Consider the following 19,870-nt stretch of genomic DNA (forward strand, 5'->3'; position numbering starts at 1 on the left):
CTTCAACGTTTCAGCTTTCTTCTTTGCCCAGCCAGCGATACAGCACGCCGCCGACCACTGCACCGAGAAGCGGTGCGACCCAGAACATCCACAGTTGTTGAATCGCCCAGCCGCCGACGATCAGCGCCGGGCCGGTGCTGCGCGCCGGGTTGACCGAGGTGTTGGTGACCGGGATCGAGATCAGGTGGATCAGCGTCAGCCCCAGGCCAATGGCAATGGGGGCCAGTCCTGCCGATGCACGTTTGTCGGTGGCGCCTAGGATGATCAGGATGAACATCGCGGTCATCACCAGTTCAGTGACAAACCCTGACGCCATCGAATAACCGCCGGGCGAGTGTTCGCCATAGCCGTTAGATGCAAGACCTCCCGCCAGTTCGAAACCGGGTTTGCCGCTGGCAATGAAGTACAGCAGGGCGGCTGCAATCACGCCGCCAATGACCTGGGCAACGATGTAGGCCGGCAATTCCTTGGCCGGAAACCGCCCACCCACCACCAGGCCGAGGGATACCGCGGGGTTGAGATGACAGCCGGAAATATGGCCGATGGCGAAAGCCATGGTCAGCACGGTCAGGCCAAACGCGAAGGATACTCCGAGCAGACGCGATCCCCACCTCCGGGAAAGCCGCCGCCAACACCGCACTGCCGCAACCACCCAACACCAGCCAGAATGTACCTACCAACTCTGTAGCCGAACGTTTTAACAGAGACATAAGAGCGTGTCCTTTCGAGATTATGCTGCCTTTAGCATCCAGCCGATGGACTGCAGAACCACCTCTAGAACGTTGAAGTCAGTACAGCATGGTTTTTCCAGAATTCCAGCAGGCATAAAAACCGCCAGGCCCCGTTGTTGGCTGGGCTGGCGGTCTTCTGTGATCGATCGGCTTCACTGGACCCCTGTGGGAGCCTGCTCGCGATGACGGAATATCATTCAACAATGATGTTGTCTGACGCACCGCTATCGCGAGCAGGCTCGCTCCTACAGGGGAAGTGTGTTGTTCAGGGGATCAATCGATCCCGACAAACCCACCGGTCTGGTGTTGCCACAACCGCGCATACAAACCGCCATGGGCGAGCAGTTCGGCATGGGTTCCGGTTTCGGCGATCTTGCCGTTTTCCAGCACCACCAGCCGGTCCATCCGGGCGATGGTCGAGAGGCGGTGAGCGATAGCGATCACGGTTTTGCCCTGCATCAGGGTTTCGAGACTTTCCTGGATTGCCGCTTCGACTTCCGAATCCAGTGCCGAGGTGGCCTCGTCCATGATCAGGATCGGCGCGTCCTTGAGCAGTACCCGGGCGATGGCGATGCGCTGGCGCTGGCCGCCGGAGAGCTTCACCCCGCGCTCACCGACGTGGGCATCGAAACCGGTGCGGCCTTCAGCGTCCGACAGTGTAGGAATGAACCCGTCGGCCCGGGCCTTTTGCACCGCTTCCCAGAGTTGGGCGTCGGTGGCGTCGGGCTTGCCGTACAGCAGGTTGTCACGGATCGAACGGTGCAGCAGCGAGGTGTCCTGGGTGATCATCCCGATGCGTTCGCGCAGGCTTTCCTGGCTGACGTCGGCGATGTTCTGGCCGTCGATCAGGATGCGTCCGCCTTCGACGTCGTACAGGCGCAGCAGCAGGTTCACCAGAGTCGATTTGCCGGCACCGGACGGGCCGATCAGGCCGATTTTTTCACCGGCCTTGATGGTCAGGTTGAGGTCACCGATGATCCCGCTCCGCTTGCCGTAGTGGAAGTCCACCTGTTCGAAGCGCACTTCGCCACGTGCCACCGCCAGGGGTTTGGCCTGGTCGCGGTCGGTAACGGAGACCGGTTGCGAAATGGTCTGCAGACCGTCCTGCACCATGCCGATGTTTTCGAAAATGCCGGTGACCACCCACATGATCCAGCCGGACATGTTGACGATGCGGATCACCAGACCGGTGGCCAGGGCAATCGCCCCCACACTGATCAACGACTGCGTCCACAACCACAGGGCCAGGCCGGTGGTGCAGACGATCAGCAAGCCGTTCATGCTGGTGATGACCACGTCCATGCTGGTGACCACGCGGCCGGCCAGTTGCGCCTTCTCGGTCTGCTCCTTGATGGCTTCGCGGGCGTATTGCTGTTCGAAGTTGGTGTGGGCGAACAGCTTCAGGGTGGTGATGTTGGTGTAGCCGTCGACAATCCGCCCCATGAGTTTGGAGCGCGCATCGGACGCCACCACCGAGCGATCCTTGACCCGAGGCACGAAGTAACAGAGGGCGCCGATGAAGGCGAAGATCCAGGTCAGCAGCGGGATCATCAGGCGCCAGTCGGCTTCGGCGAACAGTACCAGGGAACTGATGGCGTAGATCAGCACATGCCACAACGCATCCACCGCTTGCACGGCGGAATCGCGCAGTGAGTTGCCGGTTTGCATGATGCGTTGGGCGATGCGCCCGGCGAAGTCGTTCTGGAAGAAATTCAGGCTCTGCTTGAGCACGTAGCTGTGATTCTGCCAGCGGATCATGCTGGTCATGCTGGGGCTCAGGGTCTGGTGCACCAGCAGGTCATGCAGGCCGACAAAAATCGGGCGCAGCACCAGCGCAACCACTACCATCCAGGTCAGTTCGAGGGCGTGATCCTGGAACAGGCTGACGTTCGGCGTGCCTTGGGCCAGGTCGATGATGCGGCTCAGGTAGCTGAACAGCGCCACCTCGATCAACGCACCGATCAGGCCGACGATCAGTAGGGCGGCGAAGCTCGGCCAGACCTGCTTGAGGTAATAGGTATAAAAAGGGAATACACGGTCTGGCGGAGACGCCGTCGGTGCTTCGCGGAAAACATCGATCAGTTTTTCAAAGCGGCGATAAAGCATGGGTTGTTCGCCCGCGTACGGGCTCTCCTTTTAACGTTTTGAGCGTTGCCGGCAATCACCGGCAACGGCTCGGACATCCTTGTCCAGCTTAGTCTCAGTCGATGCGCTTGGCCGACTTGATGAACACCGGGTCGGCCGGCACATCCTTCATGCCGCCACGAACGGTGGTTGGCGAGTTGACGATGATATCCACCACGTCCATGCCTTTGACCACTTTGCCGAACACCGCGTAGCCATCGCCCTGGTCAAGGAAGTCGTTGTCCTTGACGTTGATGAAGAACTGGCTGGTGGCCGAGTCAGGCACCGAGGTACGGGCCATGGACAAGGTCCCGCGTACGTTATGCAGGCCGTTTTTCGATTCGTTCTTGATCGGAGCGTTGGTGTCTTTTTGCTGCATCTGTTGAGTGAATCCGCCGCCCTGGACCATGAAGCCCGGGATCACCCGGTGGAAAATCGTGTTGTTGTAGAAGCCTTTGTCGACGTACTCAAGGAAGTTCCTGGTACTGATCGGGGCCTTGACCGGGTCCAGTTCGATTTCGATCTGGCCGTTGGTGGTTTCCAGCAGCACATGCGGTGCCTTTTCCGGCGTCGCGGCCATCAGGTTGGCGGCAAACAGGACGGAGCCTGCGGCGAGGGCGATTTTTTTCAGCATGGGTCAGTGATCCTGAGTGGTGGTGTCGACTGCGGCCAGAAACTCCAGCAGTGTTTGGTTGAAGTGTTCCGGCTGGTCCAGCGGCGTGGCGTGGCGTGAATCGGCGATCACCACCAGTCGCGCGTCGGGCAGCAGTTTTACGTAGTTTTCCTTCAGCGCCACCGGTGTGTAGTCCCGGTCGGCACTGACGATGAGGGTTGGACAGGTGACCTTCGAAAGTCGTTCCTGAACCCCCCAGCCGACAATGGCATTGAAGCTGGCGAGATAAGCATGTTTGTCGTTTTTTGCCCAGCGCTCGGCCATTTTTTGTCGCAAGTCGGCCTGCTCGGGTTTCGGGAACAACTTGGCGCCCAGCGCCTTGCCGATGGTGCCCAGGCTAAGGGCGCGCATCAGGCTCCAGCGCTTGAACCACTGCCAGTAATCGTCGCGGCTGCGCAGTTTGACCTCGGGCGCGCTGTTGACGATGCACAGGCTCTTGAGCAGTTTCGGCTGGTCCACGCCCAACTGGAAGCCGATCATGCCACCCATCGACAGGCCGACATAATGTGCCGGACCGAGATTGAGGTGCTCGATCAGTGCAACCAGGTCAGCGCTGAATCCGGCAATGCTGTAGCGCTCCCGGGGTTTGTCCGAGCGACCGTGACCGCGCACATCCGGGACAATCACCCGGTAGCGGGTGGCCAGTGTCGGGATCTGTTTTTCCCAGTCCAGCGTGCTGGAGCCCAGACCGTGGACCAGCAGCAGCGGCGTGCCGTGGCCATATTCCTCATAGTGCAGGTTGCAACCTTCGTGTTCGAAATAGGCCATGCATACACTCCGTGTCAGGCTTGTTCGGGGGCGGCGAACGGTGCGTCCAGTGGGGCGGTGTCAAACGTGCGCAGCAGTTCGATGAGAATCTGCGTGGCCGGCCCCAGCGGTTTGTCCTTGTTCGAATACAGGTAAAAGCTCGGGTTACGGCTACCGCCCTGATCCAACGGTAGCAGCTTGAGCGTACCTTCCTTGAGCTCCCGTTCGATCAAGTGCCTGGGCAACCAGGCAAAACCCAGGCCGCTGCTGACGAAGGTCGCGGCGGTGGCCAGGCTGCCGACCGTCCAGCGCTGTTCGGCACCGAGCCAGCCGACATCCCGCGGTTGCTGGCGGCCCGAGTCGCGGATCACCACCTGCATCTGGCTTTCCAGGTCCTGGAAGCTCAGTTCGCGGTTGAGGCGGTGCAGGGGATGCTCCGGGTGGGCGACCGCGACGAATTCGACGTCGCTCAATTCCGCGCCCAGGTAACCGGGAATACTGAAACCGGTGATGGCCAGGTCGGCCACGCCTTCGAGCAGGACTTCCTCCACGCCCGACAGCACTTCCTCACGCAGACGCACCCGGCAGCCACGGCTTTGCGGCATGAACGCGGTCAAGGCGCGGACGAGGCGGGCGCTTGGGTAAGCGGCATCGACCACCAGGCGCACTTCGGCTTCCCAGCCCTGTTCCATGTGATGGGCCAGGTCTTCGAGTTGGCTGGCCTGTTTTACCAGTTGTCGGGAGCGACGCAACAGCACCCCGCCGGCTTCGGTCAGCACGGCTTTGCGTCCGTCGATGCGCAGCAACGGCACGCCGAGTTGATCCTGCATGCGGGCCACGGTGTAGCTGACGGACGATTGCGAGCGATGCAGCGCCTCGGCGGCCTGGGCGAAACCACCGTGATCGACCACGGCCTGCAGCGTTCGCCATTGATCAAGGGTCACGCGGGGCGCTTTCATGTTGAGCTCCTCTTGTCCTAAGCTGGCAGCCCTTATTGGAGGCTGCTGAATGAAAAAATTCTGTTGTGTGCTGCTGGCGCTGCTGCCGCTGACGGCGATGGCTTACCCGATCGATGTGAAAAAAGACCTCAACGGCATGAAAATCGATTACCAGACCTACGACACGGATAGCGACATCGGCTCCATTCAGGTGGCCAACTACGGCGACGTCGATGCCAGCTGCAAGGCCGTTTTCATCAATGGCCCGGAAGCACCGCGTACCCGCAAGATCGACGTACCGGCCGGCAAGCACAAAAATGCCACCGCCAAGTTCACCCGCAGCATCATCAAGCTGCGCATCGAGCTGTCCTGCACCCCGAAATGACGCCTGGCTCTTCTGTGGGAGCGAGCTTGCTCGCGATGCGGTGGGTCAATCGACACCACTGCGTCTGATACACCCTCGCGAGCAAGCTCGCTCCTACAGAGGTAGGGCATGCTGAGCTTATAAACGAATTTCTTGATGGGTTATAGCAGTTATTTGCGCTTTTTCATCGATATGACTCTGTTTAACCTTCACTCCATCGACCTACCGCATTCTCAGATGGAGGCTACATCCCATGTCCCGCGTTCTGATCATCGAAAGCAGTGCCCGTCAGCAAGACTCGGTTTCCCGCCAACTGACCCAGACCTTCATCAACCAGTGGAAAGCCGCTCACCCGAATGACCAGATCACCGTCCGGGACCTGGCCGTCAAGCCGGTGCCGCACCTGGACAGCAACCTGCTGGGTGGCTGGATGAAACCCGCCGAGCAGCGCAGCGACATCGAACAGGCGTCCCTGGAACGCTCCAACCAGTTGACCGATGAATTGCTCGCCGCCGATGTATTGGTCATGGCCGCGCCGATGTACAACTTTGCGATCCCCAGCACCCTGAAAGCCTGGCTCGACCATGTGCTGCGTGCCGGCGTGACGTTCAAATACACCGAAACCGGTCCGCAAGGTTTGCTCAGCGGCAAACGCGCCTATGTGCTGACGGCTCGTGGCGGCATCTATGCCGGCAGCACCGCCGATCACCAGGAACCGTACCTGCGGCAGGTCATGGGTTTCATCGGTATCCACGACGTGACGTTCATCCATGCCGAAGGCATGAACCTGGGCGGTGACTTCCAGGAGAAAGGCCTGAACCAGGCAAACGCCAAGCTTTCGCAAGTGGCCTGAGCCGTTTAATCGCCAGATAATCGCTGGATGGTCTAGTGATCTGGCGCAACCCTTCAAGCCTGTACGCGCATCGACCTCCCTTCGCACTTGTTGCTCCTGAGTGCTCTGGCCCGATTGAACGCTTTAGCGAGATCGGGCTTTTTTTTGCCTGCGATTTTATAGACACCCACGCAACCCTGTGGGAGCGAGCCTGCTCGCGAAAGCGTCGGCACATCCAGCCTCTATGCGTCTGACGCGCCGTCTTCGCGAGCAGGCTCGCTCCCACAGGTTTTGTGTTGGTTTAGCGTTCGCGATCAGCAGCAAAAACCGCTATCGTCGCCGCCATTCGAAATGAGGCGAGCATGGGCTATCTACTTTTTGTCACGCTGATCCAGGCGTTTTCCTTCAGTTTGATCGGCGAATACCTGGCCGGTCATGTCGACAGTTACTTCGCCGTGTTGGTACGCGTACTGCTGGCGGGGCTGGTGTTCATCCCGCTGACCCGCTGGCGCTCGATTGAGCCGGCGTTCATGCGCGGCATGCTGCTGATCGGCGCGTTGCAGTTCGGCGTGACGTACGTCTGCCTGTACCTGAGCTTCCGTGTATTGACGGTGCCGGAAGTGCTGCTGTTCACCATCCTCACGCCGCTGCACGTGACCCTGATCGAAGATGCGCTCAATCGTCGCTTCAATCCCTGGGCCCTGGTCGCGGCGCTGGTGGCAGTGGCCGGGGCGGCGGTGATTCGCTTTGACCGGATCAACCCGGACTTCTTCATGGGCTTCCTGTTGCTGCAACTGGCCAACTTCACCTACGCCGCCGGGCAGGTGCTCTACAAACACCTGGTCGCACGCCACCCGAGTGATCTGCCGCATTACCGGCGCTTCGGCTACTTCTACCTCGGCGCACTGGCCGTGGCGTTGCCGGCGTTTCTGTTGTTCGGCAAGCAGAACTTCCTGCCCGAAGCGCCGTTGCAATGGGGCGTGCTGCTGTTCCTCGGCCTGGTCTCGACCGCTTTGGGGCTCTACTGGTGGAACAAGGGGGCGTGCATGGTCAACGGCGGGACGCTGGCGGTGATGAACAACCTGCATGTGCCGGTGGGGTTGCTGATCAACCTGCTGATCTGGAACCAGCATGAAGAACTGGGGCGGTTGTTGCTCGGCGGTTCGGTGATTTTGCTGGCGGTGTGGATCAGTCGGTTGGGTATACGCAAGCCTTTGGCCGTTCACTGAACCCTGGGTGACCCGATACCTCTGTGGGAGCGAGCCTGCTCGCGATGGCGGAGTGTCAGTCGACGAAGATGTTGCCTGATCCACCGCTTTCGCGAGCAGGCTCGCTCCTACAAGGGATTGCGTGATCTGCGAAAATCATTTCGGCGCCAATTGTCCCACCAGAAACTCGATGAACGCCCGGGTCTTCTGCGGCACCCGCCGCGCCGACGAATACACCGCGTTGATGGTGATCGCCGGAGCCTGCCATTCGCACAGCACCGGCACCAGCCGCCCGGCCGCCAGCGCATCCTCGACGATGAAGTCGGGCAGCAGGGCGATGCCCATGCCGGCTTCGGCCGCCTGGGCGAGCAGGTCGCCGTTGTTGGCGTGCAGTGGGCCGGTGACGTTCACCCGCTGGGTTTCCTTGCCATTGCACAGTTGCAGGCTGACACCGCTCTGCAGATACCCGTAGTTCAGGCATTGATGGGCGCGTAGATCCTGCGGAGTCTGTGGCACGCCCGCGCGCTCGAGATAAGCCGGGGACGCCACCATGATGCGCGGCGCGGGAGCCAGTTGCCGGGCGATCATCGTCGAGTCGGGCATGCTGGCGATGCGGATGGTCACGTCAAACCCGCCCCGCACGGGATCGACCTGCTGGTCGCTGAGCACCAGTTGCAGCTCGATGTTCGGGTGCTGTTCATGAAACAGCGGAATCAACGGCCCCAGCCGCCGAAGACCGAACGACATCGGCGCATTGACTCGCAACACACCGCGTAACTCGCCGATGCCGTCACGGGCCCGTTGCTCGGCCTCGTCCAGTGCCGCCAATACCTCCCGTGCCGCATCGAAATACTCGGCCCCGGCCTCGGTCAGGTGCAGGCTTCGGGTGGTGCGTTGCAGCAATTGCACGCCGATGGTTTCTTCCAATGCCTGAATCTGTTTGCTGACTTTCGAGCGCGGTACATCCATGGCCCGGGCAGCTGCGGCGAAGCCGTTCTCGCCGACCGTGACGACGAAGGCGCGCATGCATTCGATACGATCCATATTGTCCCTGTTTTGGAATCAATGATTCTCGATTTTAGGTAATTGTCCCTTTTATCGCCAGCCCCTAAAGTGACATCCAAGCCGACAACAACGCCGCTGAAGGCAAAGTCGACTAACCCCTTACCCATTCGAAGTATCGACATCAAAAGGAACGCGCCATGTCTATTCGTGAACTGCTCAACCCAACCAACTCCGCCCTGATCCTGATCGACCACCAGCCGCAAATGGCTTTCGGCGTGCAGTCCATCGACCGCCAGACCCTGAAGAACAACACCGTGGGCCTGGCCAAGGCGGCGAAGATCTTCGACGTGCCGACCATCTATACCTCGGTCGAAACTGAAAGCTTCAGCGGTTACATCTGGCCCGAATTGCTGGCTGTACACCCGGATCAAAAGCCGATCGAGCGCACTTCGATGAACTCCTGGGAAGACAAGGCATTGGTCGACGCGGTGAAAGCCACCGGTCGCAAGAAGCTGATCATTGCCGCGCTGTGGACTGAGGTCTGCCTGACTTTCCCGGCACTGGAAGCCCTGGCCGAAGGCTACGAGGTGTACATCGTCACCGACGCCTCCGGCGGCACCAGCAAGGAAGCCCACGACATGTCGGTGCAAAGGATGATTCAGGCCGGCGCGGTGCCGGTGACCTGGCAACAAGTGTTGCTCGAATACCAGCGTGACTGGGCGCACAAGGACACTTACGAGGCGGTGATGGAACTGGTGCTGGAACACAGCGGCGCGTACGGCATGGGCGTGGATTACGCCTACACCATGGTGCACAAGGCGCCGCAGCGGCAGGTGAAGTAACCGAAAAATTATCGCGACACTTGTGGGAGCGAGCCTGCTCGCGATGAGGGAGGGTCAATCGACATCATTGTTGAATGACCCAATGCCATCGCGAGCAGGCTCGCTCCCACATTTGTTTTTTGTAGTGTCACACCCTGTGTTTTTCGGCTTCGGGAAGATAGCTAGCGCCCAACACCGCCGGCAATATCCCCGCACGCAAATCCGACCCGCTCGGTTGCTGATAAAGACTCAACCCAAACTCCGGCAGCACCGCCAGCAGATAGTCGAAAATATCCCCCTGGATCCGCTCGTAATCGGCCCACGCCGTGGTTCCGGTGAAGCAATAGATTTCCAGCGGAATACCCTGGGCCGTGGTCTGCATCTGACGCACCATGCAGGTCATGTTCGGCTGGATCCCCGGGTGACTCTTCAGGTAGGCCAGCGCATAGGCGCGGAAAGTACCGATGTTGGTCATCCGCCGACGGTTGGCCGACATCGCCGCGACGTTGCCCTGGGCTTCGTTCCAGGCCTTGAGTTCGGCCTGTTTGCGGGTCATGTAGTCGGTGAGCAAGTGCACCTGGGACAGCTTCTGCTCCTCGTCGTCGCGTAGAAAGCGTACGCCGCTGGCGTCGATGAACAGGCTGCGTTTGATCCGGCGGCCACCGGAAGCCTGCATGCCGCGCCAGTTCTTGAACGACTCGGACATCAGGCGCCAGGTCGGGATCGAGACGATAGTCTTGTCGAAGTTCTGCACCTTGACCGTGTGCAGCGTGATGTCCACCACATCGCCGTCGGCGCCCACCTGGGGCATCTCGATCCAGTCGCCGACCCGCAGCATGTCGTTGCTGGTCAACTGCACGCTGGCTACGAACGACAGCAACGTGTCCTTGTAGACCAACAGAATCACCGCCGACATGGCACCCAGACCCGACAGCAGCAACAGCGGCGAGCGGTCGATCAGCGTGGCGACGATGATGATCGCGCCAAACACGTACAACACCATTTTCGCCAGTTGCACATAGCCTTTGATCGACCGGGTGCGGGCGTGCTCGGTGCGCGCGTAGATGTCCAGCAGGGCGTTGAGCAGGGCGCTGACCGCCAGCAACAGAAACAGGAAGGTGAAGGACAGGGCGACGTTGCCGAGGAAGTTCAGGCTGGTTTTGCTCAGGTCCGGCACCAGATTGAGGCCGAACTGGATCACCAGCGAAGGCGTGATCTGCGCCAGGCGATGGAACACCTTGTTCTGTAGAAAATCATTGACCCAGTGCAGGGCCGGCTGGCGGCTGAGCATTTTTGCCGCGTGCAGAATGAGGTAGCGCGCCACCCGTCCGAGGAACAGCGCAATTGCCAATAGCAGCAACAGCGACAGGCTGGAGTGCACGAGCGGGTGCTGGTCGAGAGCGCCCCAAAGGTCCAGAACGTTGGTCCAGAGCTGTTTGATATCCATGGTCGAAACGATTCTTCTGTAAGGCGCGAGAGGGGATTAGAGCATTTAAGACGCTTTGTATTACGTTTCGGGAAAAATCAGGCAACAAAAAACCAACTGTTTACCGTCATTTGTATAAAGAAACTCGGCCTGAGCGTTCGAAACCGTTACCCTATGCAGCTGTTTTTTTGCATTTCTTCGAGGTAGCACCCGTGTTTTCCCAATTCGCCCTGCACGAACGCCTGCTCAAAGCCGTGGCCGAGCTGAAATTTGTCGAGCCAACGCCTGTGCAAGCCGCGGCCATCCCGCTGGCGCTCCAGGGGCGTGACCTGCGGGTGACGGCGCAAACCGGCAGCGGCAAAACCGCTGCATTCGTTTTGCCGATCCTCAACCGTCTGATCGGCCCGGCGAAAATCCGTGTCAGTATCAAGACCCTGATCCTGCTGCCGACCCGCGAACTGGCCCAGCAGACCTTGAAAGAAGTTGAACGCTTCTCGCAGTTCACTTTCATCAAGTCCGGCCTGATCACCGGCGGCGAAGACTTCAAGGTCCAGGCCGCGATGCTGCGCAAGGTGCCGGACATCCTGATCGGTACGCCGGGCCGGATGATTGAGCAGTTGAACGCCGGCAACCTCGACTTGAAAGAAGTTGAAGTACTGGTGCTCGACGAAGCCGACCGCATGCTCGACATGGGCTTCGCCGAAGACGTTCAGCGTCTGGTGGACGAATGCACCAACCGTCAGCAGACCATGCTGTTCTCCGCCACCACCGGTGGTTCGGGCCTGCGCGAGATGATCGCCAAGGTCCTGAACAACCCTGAGCACTTGCAGCTCAACGCGGTCAGCCAGTTGAACGACACCACCCGCCAGCAGATCATCACCGCTGACCACAACCAGCACAAAGAACAGATCGTCAACTGGCTGCTGGCCAACGAGACCTACCAGAAGGCCATCGTCTTCACCAATACCCGGGCCATGGCCGACCGTATCTACGGCCGCCTGGTGGCGCAGGAATACAAAGCGTTCGTGCTGCACGGCGAGAAAGACCAGAAGGATCGCAAACTGGCGATCGACCGTCTGAAGCAGGGCGGCGTGAAAATCCTCGTGGCCACCGACGTTGCCGCTCGCGGTCTGGACGTGGACGGCCTGGACCTGGTGATCAACTTCGACATGCCGCGCAGCGGCGACGAATACGTGCACCGCATCGGTCGTACCGGTCGCGCCGGTAACGATGGCCTGGCCATTTCGCTGATCTGCCACGGCGACTGGAACCTGATGTCGAGCATCGAACGCTACCTCAAGCAGAGCTTCGAGCGCCGCACCATCAAGGAAGTCAAAGGCACCTACGGCGGACCGAAAAAGGTCAAGGCCTCGGGCAAGGCCGTCGGCGTGAAGAAGAAAAAGACCGACACCAAGGGCGACAAGAAGAAGACTGCCGCCAAGACCCCGACCAAGCGCAAGAGCGCCAACCGGCCCAAGAGCGATTCCCTGGTCAGCAAGGACGGCATGGCCCCGCTCAAGCGCCGCAAGCCGGAAGCGCCGGCGGCTGAGTAAGTCGTTGTAGATGGCCTGTGAAAAACCCGGACAGTGTCCGGGTTTTTTTATGCCTGGCGTTTATCAGCCTTCGGTTTTCTTCTCGGCGGACTCCAACTCCTTCAGGCGTTGATCGATCAACTGGCATTTATCCGGCAAGTCCTTGGCCGCCGTCCCCAAGTCCATCTTCTGCAATTCGTCGTTGATCTCCTTGGCCTTGGTCGGGTTTTGCTCGGTGAGCCTGGCCACTTCCCGGGCCAGTTGTTCGCGCTTGGCGGTGGCTTCATCAAGGGTGCAGGCCCAGGCGGGCAGGGCGCAGGTGAGGGCAGCGGCGAGAGTGAGCGTCTTCAGCAGTGGTTTCATGGGGGCGGGCCTCAGCTCCGGTCAAGGCGGGTTAACCGGTTGAGCGTTGGCCCCTGGGGAAAGTTCAGTCTGTGATTGCCGGGGCCCCTTCGCGGGTAAGCACACAGGTTTTGTGAGCGCCACAGGAACTGTGGGAGCGTGGCTTGCCCGCGAAGGCCGCGCCTCGCTGTCTGGGGCTAACCACCATGACAGCAGCTCGACTTCTCCTGTTCCTCATATTTGTCGTGATGCCGGACCCACTCCATGATTTCTTCTTCGTTGCGCCCCTTGGGCGTCAGGTCGAGGTAGTTGTAGGCGCCGACCAGCATGTCCAGGCCCCGGGCATAGGTGGAGTAGGTATGGAAGATTTCGCCGGCGTCATTGCGATAAAACACGCTGAGACCGGGGAGTTCTTCCTCGGCGCCGTCGGTTTTTTCGTAGTTGTACGTAGCCTTTCCGGCGGCGACCTCTTCGGCTCGGGCACAGACGCCAAAGTCGTAGTTGAAATCGCATCCTGCCGAAGACACCCAGTCGAATTTCCAGCCCATGCGCCGTTTGAAGGCCTGGAATTCAGCGAACGGTGCGTGGGAAACCGCCACCACGGCCACGTCATGGTGGGCCAGGTGCTGGTTGGCGCCGTCGATGTGATCGCTCAGGTACGAGCAACCGGGGCAGCCCTCGTCCCAGCCCTCGGCGAACATGAAGTGGTAGATGACCAACTGGCTGCGCCCCCCGAACAGGTCCGCCAGTTTCAGTTCGCCATCGGGGCCCTGGAAGTGGTAGTCCTTGTCGATTTTTACCCAGGGCAGGGCGCGGCGTTCGGCGCTGAGCCTGTCTCTTTCCTTGGTGAAGGCTTTCTCGTGGGCCAGGTGCTGTTTGCGGGCGGCGAGCCATTCTTCCCGCGATACGACGGGATGGTTCTGAATGTTCATGTTGTTTTCTCCTGCGTGGGGCGGGGAGGTGACCTACACAGCCTAGTCGTTTGGCTTGCATGAAATTCGACATGCCGCCGGTCGGTCGTCTGCAAACGCCCGGCTGAACGGCGGCCGGGTGTACCGGTCACAACCTGTAAGGCCCGTTCAATTGCACGGGCATCAATCGAACGGGTACCGGAGGCTGAATCAGGATGACGACTTACAACTGGGACTTGATTGAGCGCTTGCTGCATGAAGTGCAAAACAGTGCGGGCCACAGTTTCACGCCGCGGCCCTACGCCGAACAGCATGCCGCGCAGAAGGCCGCGGAAGGCGAGCCGATTGAAAATCTTGATCACTTGAAAACGATGGCTGGCGAGTACGAAAAGTTGCTGCTGGCGCGTGGCTATATCGAGCCGCGACCGGAAGACGAAGGTGGCACGGGCACCAATTACATATTGACGGCACGGGGTTCGCGTTTGTTGAGCCTGATCGACAGCAGTATTCCCGGCAATGATCACCCGCGGCAGGTGCTGGACGAACAGGAGGATGCGCTGAATGAAGTAACGTTTGATGAGGTGGCGTCAAAGGCGCAGATTGCCTGACGTGGTGTGATCCCCTGTGGGAGCGAGCAGGCTCGCTCCCACATTGGTCTTGCGTTGTCCTCAGCTTTGTTTCGCTGCTTTCAGGCACTTCAGGTCGCTGAAGTCCTTCCTCACACCTTCAATTTTCTTCAGCAATCGTGCGCGCTGGTTCGGCGTGCTTTCGGCCATCAGATCCACGAACAGCGAACGTGCCTGGGCTTCGGTGTTGGCAAAGGCCTGTCGATAGGCGGGCGTCCACAAGCTCTCGCGATTGACCAGAAGTGTCTCGATGCGTTGTGGGAATTGCGGACTCTGGCGTTGCGCAATAGCCGCGCTGAACTGCTTTTGCCAATGGACCCGGTTGGCAAGCCACTGGGTGTTCTGCTCGCCCAGGGCGTTGGACCATGTGGCTACCCGCTGTTGCTGGGTAGTGCTCAGTGGCCCGAGCCAGTCGTTCAGGCGCTTCTCCATGCGCGCGCCGCGTTCCTTGATCTGCTGGTCGAGGGAAGGTTTGAGGTATTCCTGCTGGCGTTTGCGCTGGTCCTTGGCAAAGGCGTCGTTCATTTCGGCGACCTGTTTATCATCCAGCCCTTGCAGCAACTCGATGGCTGACGGGGTGATTTCCCGCGCGGTTTCGGCGATCGCCTGTTCGGCTTCACGGGCACGGGCCTGCAAGGCGGCATCGGTGACCTGGTTGGTGGCGATCATGGCTTGCAGGCGGTCCAGCCAGTCGAGGTAGCCGGGCAGTTGGGTGGTGCAGTGCCAGCTCAGGTGTTCCTTCAGGCGTTCGTCCAGCCAGCTTTTCTGCTCGCCGTTCATGTCCAGATAGTCGCTGAGCGTCCACGGGATGATCACATCGAGATTGCGGTAGGCCAGGCCCACGCGGCTGCACGCGCCGAGGGCGAGGGAAACGCTCAGCACAACGACGATATGTTTGAACCAGCGGGACATGGGCGAATCCTTGCGAAAGCCAGTCTTCGGGGTCTGATTCTCATGTGAACCCGGGAGGCGTCCGGCAGTTCAGTCGATCAATAGAACGCATGTTCGGCCTTGAGCGTCACCAGCCCGTCGCATTGGTTGTTGTGCCCGGCATAGGCCGAGCAACCGCTGCCGCTCAGGCTGGAGTCACTGTAGATCAGGTCGAGGTCGATGCCCATGAACGGTCGGGACAATTTCAGCGACCAATCGGTAAAGCTGCCTACATACCCGCCATCCACCGCCACTGGCGTATTGAATTGGTGGGTGGTGTATTTCAGGCTGATGCCGACACCGAACGGTTGATTGCCGCTCAAGTCAGCGAACAGGGTGTTGTTCTGCTTGTCCGGGTCATTGCTGAAGGCGATGCCGAAACGGCTGCCGAGCAAGGTCAGGCCGCCGAACAGTTCCTGGCTGGCAGGGGTCGTGACTTCGGGGTAGCTGTAGCGGATCAGGCCCACTTCGTAGCCGAGGGTTTGGTCGAAGGGTTGTTTAAAACCCATGTAGGAATCGATTTCGAGGTCTTTTCCCGGGCTGATGCCCATGCTGGGCGACCATTGGCCCACATAGAAACCGCTGTCGTGGCTCAGGTCCAGGCCGCCGTGGAACGAGCCGACGGCCGAAGGCTTGACCAGGCCCTGGGCCATGCTGCGGGTGGGGCTGGTGCCGAGCTTGAGGTCGAAGGCACCCAGTTCACGCTGAAAGATTTGTGCGTGTGCCACGGAGCAGGCCAGCAGGCCACCGAGCAATGCCGATAGATAGAAAGGTTTGAACATGCGTCACTCCATGAACAGCGAGGACAGGCGGGTGGGCCCGCTGAAACGCTTGATCCAGACGTGTGCAAGGATACCGGCGAATGATCGGCAATGAAGGCCGTTCGTCGATTTACAGAGAATTGAAGGAGTGGCGCGGGAGTATCGAGGGTTCCAGTCCAAGCGCTTCGAAGCTCAAAGCGCTTTGGGACCAGGTGACGCGAGGGGATTACTTTTTGCCCAGGGTGATCTGCTTGGACGGGCCGAACGTCTGGCCGCTGACGCCTTTGGCAATTTGCTGGATTTCACCGCCGGACTTGAGGAACGCAGCGATCTGGCTGTTGATCGATTCGCTGGTTTCGACGGCTGGAGCTGGCTTTGCTTTGCTGGTGGATGCTTTTACGCGCATGGCGGCCATTAACCTGTAGAAAATTAACTTGGCCAGGCATCGTACAGGAATTACCAGATAATTGCTTGGCAAATATCCCCTCGGTATATCCGTGAGGGCGGGGTAACCAGTCACCGGCCAATATTCGAAATATGCACCTAAGCCGCTGTTTTAACTAATAACATTGCCTGAAAAAATACCGCGTCACGCTTGCCTGGGCATGGCGTAAATGCCCGGATCGGCCTGACGAGCGGCCAGGCGCGGTATGAAACCCCGGGAAAATTAAGGGTTTCAGAGGATTTTCTCGCGCCACCGGGCCGGCTGCCGAACGCGGCGCTTAAAACCGGGTAGAATGCCGCCCACGCAATGAGGGTATTGGACATGGCTTTAGTCGGGCGTTACAACAGTTTACAAGTGGTTAAACACACTAACTTCGGTTTATATCTGGACGGTGGCGCGGATGGCGAAATCCTTCTGCCTAATCGTTATATTCCAAAAGATATTCCTAGCGAAGATGAAGACTGGCTCAACGTTTTTATTTATCTGGACAGCGATGACAAACTCATCGCAACTACTGAAAAACCGAAAGTTCAAGTCGGTGAATTCGCCAGTTTGAAAGTTGTTGAAGTCAACAGCATCGGCGTATTCCTGGACTGGGGGTTGCCGAAAGACCTGTTGCTGCCGTTCTCCGAAGAGAAGCGTCAGATGACGGCGGGCGAGTATGTGGTTGTGCATGTCTATCTCGACAAGCACACCCGTCGCATCACCGCGACCGCGCGCCTGGACCGCTACCTGGACAAAACCCCGGCCAACTACACCGCGGGCCAGGAAGTGGATCTGCTGGTGGCCGAAGCCACGGACATGGGCTTCAAGGCCATCATCAACAACAAGCATTGGGGCCTGATCCACAAGAACGAAATCTTCAAGTTCATGCGCGCCGGTAAAGAAGAAAAGGGCTTCATCAAGGAAGTTCGCGCCGACGGCAAGATCAGCCTTAGCCTGCAGCCGGTCGGCCAGGACGCGGCCACCAGCCTGAACTCGAAGATCCTCGCCAAGTTGCGCGAAAACAACGGCAGCCTGGCGGTGAGCGACAAGAGCGATCCGGCGTTGATCAGCAGCCTGTTCGGTGTCAGCAAGGGCAACTTCAAGAAGGCCATCGGTGCGTTGTACAAGAATGGCCAGATTGTCATTCATGCCGATCGCATTGAACTCAGTTGATGCGCTGACAATACAGAGGGCCAGGATGGCGCAGGCAGAGAAGTAGAGGTCTCTGGCAGGCGGCATTTTCTGGTCTTCTGGTCAATAATCGACAATATGATTCTTCGCCCCGGTGTTTTCTTTTCAACGAGAAGGTCGGGGCTTTGCTTTTACTGCCGAGTCTTTGCCATGGATTGTGTCTTCGAGGTGTTCCGGTGAGCGCCACCCGGCGCAGCGCCGACGGGTTTGCCCTGCAAGTGATGGTCGGGTTGTGCCTGGTCTGGGGCGTGCAGCAGGTGATGATCAAGTGGGCGGCGGCCGATATTGCGCCGGTGATGCAGGCGGCCGGACGTTCCGGTATGTCGGCGTTGCTGGTCGGGCTGCTGATCTGCTGGAAGGGCGGCTGGAACCAGGTGGGTGCGACCTGGCGCGGCGGTCTGTTGGCCGGTGCCTTGTTCGGCCTGGAGTTCTTCTTCATTTCCGAAGGCCTGCAACTGACCACGGCGGCGCACATGTCGGTGTTCCTCTACACGGCCCCGATCTTCACCGCATTGGGGGTGCACTGGTTGCTGCCCAGTGAGCGTTTGCGGCCGTTGCAATGGCTGGGGATTGTTCTGGCGTTTATCGGGATTGCGATTGCGTTTGCCGGTGGGGTGTCCTGGGACAACCTTGATTACCGCATGTTGATGGGCGATGCCCTGGGCGTGCTGGCGGGTGCCGCCTGGGGCGCGACCACGGTGGTGGTGCGCGCTTCGCGCCTGTCGGAAGCGCCGGTGACCCTGACGCTGTTCTATCAGTTGATTGTCGGCTTCTTCGGCCTGTTGTTGATTGCGCTGCTCAGCGGCCAGATCACCCATGTCAGCCTGACCAGCGTGGCGGTGGCCAGTGTGCTGTTTCAAGGCGTGGTCGTGTCGTTCTTCAGTTACCTGATCTGGTTCTGGCTGCTGCGCCGTTACCTGGCGGCCAACCTCGCGGTGTTTTCGTTCATGACGCCGTTGTTCGGCGTCACCTTCGGTGTGGTGCTGCTCGGCGAGGAACTGAGCCTGAACTTCGTCATCGGTGCCGTACTGGTATTGGCGGGCATCACTTTTGTCAGCGCCGAACAGTGGTTGCGCCGTCGTTTGCGCAAAGCCCTCGGGCAGCACTGACCGGCGCGAGCAACAGACCGCCGGCGATCAACAGGCCGCAGCCAGCGACCACCAGTGCCGGCTGCAAACCACCACTGAAATGGCTGCTCAGCGCCGCCAGCAATGGCCCGCTCAGTTGACCCACGGCAAAGCAGGCTGTCAGCAGGCCGGCATTGCGCTGGGTGGCGTGGGGCGCCAGTTCCCGGGAGCGTTGCATCACCAGTTGCATGCAGGCCAGGAACGGCGTGCCGCACAGGATCACACCCAATGCCAGGCCCGGCCCGTTGCCCAGCAGGCAGGCAAACACGCCAGCGGCTTGCAGCCATAACGTCGCCATCAACCAGTGCCCCGTGGCGCCGGATTTTTGCCGCCGCAGACTCACCAGCACCACGCCGGTTGCCGCCGCCAAACCAAAGCATGGCCAGAACAGGTCGGCCTGCCATTGGCCATGAAATTGCGCGTTGGCCATTTGCGACAAAAAGGTCGCCGGAATGATGTAGCCCAATCCGTACAAGGCGTAGATCCAGCCCAGACGAGCGATGCCTTGATTGCCCGACGCGCTGGCGCCGCGTGTAGCCGTCGCGGTGACCCCCGGTTGTGGCAGGAACGGCAAGATCCCCAGCAACATCGTCAGCCCTGCGGCGGCGTACACCAGCCACAAGGTGGCGGACGTCTGGCCCAGCAGATTCGAGCCCAGGGCCAACAGACCTGTCAGAAAAATCCCCAAACCCGGCCCGGCGAAGACCAGGGCACCGAGTCGAGGACGACCGGCCGTTGCCGCGAGTGGCTGGCTCAGGGCGGTAATCATCACCAGCACCCAGGCGCTGGCCACGCCGGTGCCGAAGCGCAGCAGCAGGTGCGACCAGAAACCATTGGCCCAGAACGACGCCAGGGTCAGCAGCACACAGAGCCACAATCCGCCGAGCAAGCGCCGACGCACTTGCGCGGGACGCCGGGAAAACATGGCGTCCACCGCACCAATGAAATACCCGAGGTAGTTGGCGGCGGCAATCAGCCCGGCGGCGGTCAGGTTGATCTGGCCTTCGCTGAGCAGGTGCGGCAGTTGCGGTGTCAGGGCAAAACGGCCGATGCCCATGGCCATCATCAGGGCAACGAAACTGGCGGATAAGCGGATCAGGGGAGACATGGTCTGGATTCCGTTCAGAGGATCGATGACCGTCAGGCTAGGA

General features: G+C 59.9%; 20 protein-coding genes and 1 pseudogene. 8 read left to right on the forward strand and 13 right to left on the reverse strand.

Annotated features, from left to right (window positions below; translation table 11 throughout):
• Nucleotides 1–10: 10 nt before the first annotated feature.
• From aqpZ to AC3ITA_RS07255, 5 genes and pseudogenes are all read right to left on the reverse strand, one after another.
• A pseudogene (gene aqpZ, locus AC3ITA_RS07235) lies at nt 11–710 on the reverse strand (aquaporin Z).
• A 294-nt stretch (nt 711–1,004) separates the two neighbouring features.
• Nucleotides 1,005–2,837 carry an ABC transporter ATP-binding protein gene (locus AC3ITA_RS07240; protein ID WP_095944615.1) on the reverse strand — a complete coding sequence of 611 codons (1,833 nt, stop codon included), beginning with the start codon at nt 2,835–2,837 and terminating at the stop codon, nt 1,005–1,007.
• A 94-nt stretch (nt 2,838–2,931) separates the two neighbouring features.
• Complete coding sequence (locus tag AC3ITA_RS07245) at nt 2,932–3,489, reverse strand: peptidylprolyl isomerase (RefSeq protein WP_095944614.1); 558 nt, start codon at nt 3,487–3,489, stop codon at nt 2,932–2,934.
• Nucleotides 3,490–3,492: 3 nt separating this feature from the next.
• Nucleotides 3,493–4,296, reverse strand: a complete 804-nt coding sequence (locus AC3ITA_RS07250) for an alpha/beta fold hydrolase (protein ID WP_489279875.1) — start codon at nt 4,294–4,296, stop codon at nt 3,493–3,495.
• Nucleotides 4,297–4,310: 14 nt separating this feature from the next.
• Nucleotides 4,311–5,234 carry a PA3225 family LysR-type transcriptional regulator gene (locus AC3ITA_RS07255; RefSeq protein ID WP_007972479.1) on the reverse strand — a complete coding sequence of 308 codons (924 nt, stop codon included), beginning with the start codon at nt 5,232–5,234 and terminating at the stop codon, nt 4,311–4,313.
• A gap of 49 nt (nt 5,235–5,283) precedes the next feature.
• Here AC3ITA_RS07255 and AC3ITA_RS07260 point away from each other — a divergent pair, with 49 nt between their 5' ends.
• The 3 genes from AC3ITA_RS07260 to AC3ITA_RS07270 all read left to right on the forward strand — a co-directional run bounded on the left by AC3ITA_RS07260 (nt 5,284) and on the right by AC3ITA_RS07270 (nt 7,638).
• Nucleotides 5,284–5,598 (forward strand): 3-phosphoglycerate kinase, encoded by a 315-nt coding sequence (locus AC3ITA_RS07260; RefSeq protein ID WP_095944612.1) that lies wholly within the window; start codon nt 5,284–5,286, stop codon nt 5,596–5,598.
• Between the two features lie 232 nt (nt 5,599–5,830).
• Entirely contained in the window at nt 5,831–6,430 is a 600-nt protein-coding gene (locus AC3ITA_RS07265) for an FMN-dependent NADH-azoreductase (RefSeq protein WP_095944611.1), read from the forward strand.
• A gap of 341 nt (nt 6,431–6,771) precedes the next feature.
• Nucleotides 6,772–7,638, forward strand: coding sequence for a carboxylate/amino acid/amine transporter (locus AC3ITA_RS07270; protein ID WP_489279877.1), 867 nt, complete (start codon nt 6,772–6,774; stop codon nt 7,636–7,638).
• Between the two features lie 135 nt (nt 7,639–7,773).
• Here AC3ITA_RS07270 and AC3ITA_RS07275 read toward each other — a convergent pair whose 3' ends face one another.
• A complete protein-coding gene (locus AC3ITA_RS07275) occupies nt 7,774–8,661 on the reverse strand; it encodes a LysR family transcriptional regulator (RefSeq protein ID WP_095944609.1) in 888 nt (295 codons plus the stop codon).
• 158 nt (nt 8,662–8,819) lie between these two features.
• Here AC3ITA_RS07275 and AC3ITA_RS07280 point away from each other — a divergent pair, with 158 nt between their 5' ends.
• The gene (locus AC3ITA_RS07280; protein WP_095944608.1) at nt 8,820–9,464 is read left to right on the forward strand and encodes a hydrolase; all 645 of its coding nucleotides are present in this window, start codon (nt 8,820–8,822) and stop codon (nt 9,462–9,464) included.
• A gap of 127 nt (nt 9,465–9,591) precedes the next feature.
• Here the strand turns inward: AC3ITA_RS07280 and AC3ITA_RS07285 are convergent, their stop codons facing one another.
• Nucleotides 9,592–10,890 carry a mechanosensitive ion channel family protein gene (locus AC3ITA_RS07285; protein ID WP_150673522.1) on the reverse strand — a complete coding sequence of 433 codons (1,299 nt, stop codon included), beginning with the start codon at nt 10,888–10,890 and terminating at the stop codon, nt 9,592–9,594.
• Between the two features lie 191 nt (nt 10,891–11,081).
• Between AC3ITA_RS07285 and AC3ITA_RS07290 the strand changes: the two genes are divergently transcribed.
• On the forward strand, nt 11,082–12,422 hold the full coding sequence (locus AC3ITA_RS07290; protein ID WP_489279880.1) for a DEAD/DEAH box helicase: 1,341 nt from the start codon (nt 11,082–11,084) through the stop codon (nt 12,420–12,422).
• 63 nt (nt 12,423–12,485) lie between these two features.
• Here AC3ITA_RS07290 and AC3ITA_RS07295 read toward each other — a convergent pair whose 3' ends face one another.
• Complete coding sequence (locus tag AC3ITA_RS07295; RefSeq protein ID WP_095944606.1) at nt 12,486–12,764, reverse strand: hypothetical protein; 279 nt, start codon at nt 12,762–12,764, stop codon at nt 12,486–12,488.
• Between the two features lie 176 nt (nt 12,765–12,940).
• The gene (locus tag AC3ITA_RS07300) at nt 12,941–13,675 is read right to left on the reverse strand and encodes a DUF899 domain-containing protein (protein ID WP_095944605.1); all 735 of its coding nucleotides are present in this window, start codon (nt 13,673–13,675) and stop codon (nt 12,941–12,943) included.
• Nucleotides 13,676–13,869: 194 nt separating this feature from the next.
• Here AC3ITA_RS07300 and AC3ITA_RS07305 point away from each other — a divergent pair, with 194 nt between their 5' ends.
• Nucleotides 13,870–14,262 carry a transcriptional regulator gene (locus tag AC3ITA_RS07305; RefSeq protein ID WP_095944604.1) on the forward strand — a complete coding sequence of 131 codons (393 nt, stop codon included), beginning with the start codon at nt 13,870–13,872 and terminating at the stop codon, nt 14,260–14,262.
• A 60-nt stretch (nt 14,263–14,322) separates the two neighbouring features.
• Here AC3ITA_RS07305 and AC3ITA_RS07310 read toward each other — a convergent pair whose 3' ends face one another.
• The 3 genes from AC3ITA_RS07310 to AC3ITA_RS07320 form a co-directional block, all read right to left on the reverse strand.
• A complete protein-coding gene (locus AC3ITA_RS07310) occupies nt 14,323–15,192 on the reverse strand; it encodes a DUF6279 family lipoprotein (RefSeq protein WP_489279883.1) in 870 nt (289 codons plus the stop codon).
• 77 nt (nt 15,193–15,269) lie between these two features.
• Nucleotides 15,270–15,992 (reverse strand): TorF family putative porin, encoded by a 723-nt coding sequence (locus tag AC3ITA_RS07315; RefSeq protein WP_095944602.1) that lies wholly within the window; start codon nt 15,990–15,992, stop codon nt 15,270–15,272.
• Between the two features lie 205 nt (nt 15,993–16,197).
• Nucleotides 16,198–16,386, reverse strand: coding sequence for a hypothetical protein (locus AC3ITA_RS07320; protein ID WP_015096330.1), 189 nt, complete (start codon nt 16,384–16,386; stop codon nt 16,198–16,200).
• A gap of 351 nt (nt 16,387–16,737) precedes the next feature.
• Between AC3ITA_RS07320 and AC3ITA_RS07325 the strand changes: the two genes are divergently transcribed.
• Both AC3ITA_RS07325 and AC3ITA_RS07330 read left to right on the forward strand, forming a co-directional pair.
• Entirely contained in the window at nt 16,738–17,574 is an 837-nt protein-coding gene (locus AC3ITA_RS07325; RefSeq protein ID WP_489279884.1) for a CvfB family protein, read from the forward strand.
• Nucleotides 17,575–17,768: 194 nt separating this feature from the next.
• The gene (locus AC3ITA_RS07330; RefSeq protein WP_095944600.1) at nt 17,769–18,701 is read left to right on the forward strand and encodes a DMT family transporter; all 933 of its coding nucleotides are present in this window, start codon (nt 17,769–17,771) and stop codon (nt 18,699–18,701) included.
• On the opposite strand, the gene AC3ITA_RS07335 is transcribed toward AC3ITA_RS07330, so the two are convergent.
• On the reverse strand, nt 18,646–19,827 hold the full coding sequence (locus AC3ITA_RS07335; RefSeq protein WP_489279885.1) for an MFS transporter: 1,182 nt from the start codon (nt 19,825–19,827) through the stop codon (nt 18,646–18,648). The genes AC3ITA_RS07330 and AC3ITA_RS07335 overlap by 56 nt on opposite strands.
• Nucleotides 19,828–19,870 lie beyond the last annotated feature (43 nt).

It is taken from the genome of Pseudomonas sp. GL_090, assembly GCF_057837765.1.

Coding starts and splice junctions, on each gene's coding strand:
- AC3ITA_RS07240 (WP_095944615.1), bottom strand. CDS start 2,837: ATGCTTTATCGCCGCTTTGAAAAACTGATCGATGTTTTCCGCGAAGCA.
- AC3ITA_RS07245 (WP_095944614.1), bottom strand. CDS start 3,489: ATGCTGAAAAAAATCGCCCTCGCCGCAGGCTCCGTCCTGTTTGCCGCC.
- AC3ITA_RS07250 (WP_489279875.1), bottom strand. CDS start 4,296: ATGGCCTATTTCGAACACGAAGGTTGCAACCTGCACTATGAGGAATAT.
- AC3ITA_RS07255 (WP_007972479.1), bottom strand. CDS start 5,234: ATGAAAGCGCCCCGCGTGACCCTTGATCAATGGCGAACGCTGCAGGCC.
- AC3ITA_RS07260 (WP_095944612.1), top strand. CDS start 5,284: ATGAAAAAATTCTGTTGTGTGCTGCTGGCGCTGCTGCCGCTGACGGCG.
- AC3ITA_RS07265 (WP_095944611.1), top strand. CDS start 5,831: ATGTCCCGCGTTCTGATCATCGAAAGCAGTGCCCGTCAGCAAGACTCG.
- AC3ITA_RS07270 (WP_489279877.1), top strand. CDS start 6,772: ATGGGCTATCTACTTTTTGTCACGCTGATCCAGGCGTTTTCCTTCAGT.
- AC3ITA_RS07275 (WP_095944609.1), bottom strand. CDS start 8,661: ATGGATCGTATCGAATGCATGCGCGCCTTCGTCGTCACGGTCGGCGAG.
- AC3ITA_RS07280 (WP_095944608.1), top strand. CDS start 8,820: ATGTCTATTCGTGAACTGCTCAACCCAACCAACTCCGCCCTGATCCTG.
- AC3ITA_RS07285 (WP_150673522.1), bottom strand. CDS start 10,890: ATGGATATCAAACAGCTCTGGACCAACGTTCTGGACCTTTGGGGCGCT.
- AC3ITA_RS07295 (WP_095944606.1), bottom strand. CDS start 12,764: ATGAAACCACTGCTGAAGACGCTCACTCTCGCCGCTGCCCTCACCTGC.
- AC3ITA_RS07300 (WP_095944605.1), bottom strand. CDS start 13,675: ATGAACATTCAGAACCATCCCGTCGTATCGCGGGAAGAATGGCTCGCC.
- AC3ITA_RS07305 (WP_095944604.1), top strand. CDS start 13,870: ATGACGACTTACAACTGGGACTTGATTGAGCGCTTGCTGCATGAAGTG.
- AC3ITA_RS07310 (WP_489279883.1), bottom strand. CDS start 15,192: ATGTCCCGCTGGTTCAAACATATCGTCGTTGTGCTGAGCGTTTCCCTC.
- AC3ITA_RS07315 (WP_095944602.1), bottom strand. CDS start 15,992: ATGTTCAAACCTTTCTATCTATCGGCATTGCTCGGTGGCCTGCTGGCC.
- AC3ITA_RS07320 (WP_015096330.1), bottom strand. CDS start 16,386: ATGGCCGCCATGCGCGTAAAAGCATCCACCAGCAAAGCAAAGCCAGCT.
- AC3ITA_RS07325 (WP_489279884.1), top strand. CDS start 16,738: ATGGCTTTAGTCGGGCGTTACAACAGTTTACAAGTGGTTAAACACACT.
- AC3ITA_RS07335 (WP_489279885.1), bottom strand. CDS start 19,827: ATGTCTCCCCTGATCCGCTTATCCGCCAGTTTCGTTGCCCTGATGATG.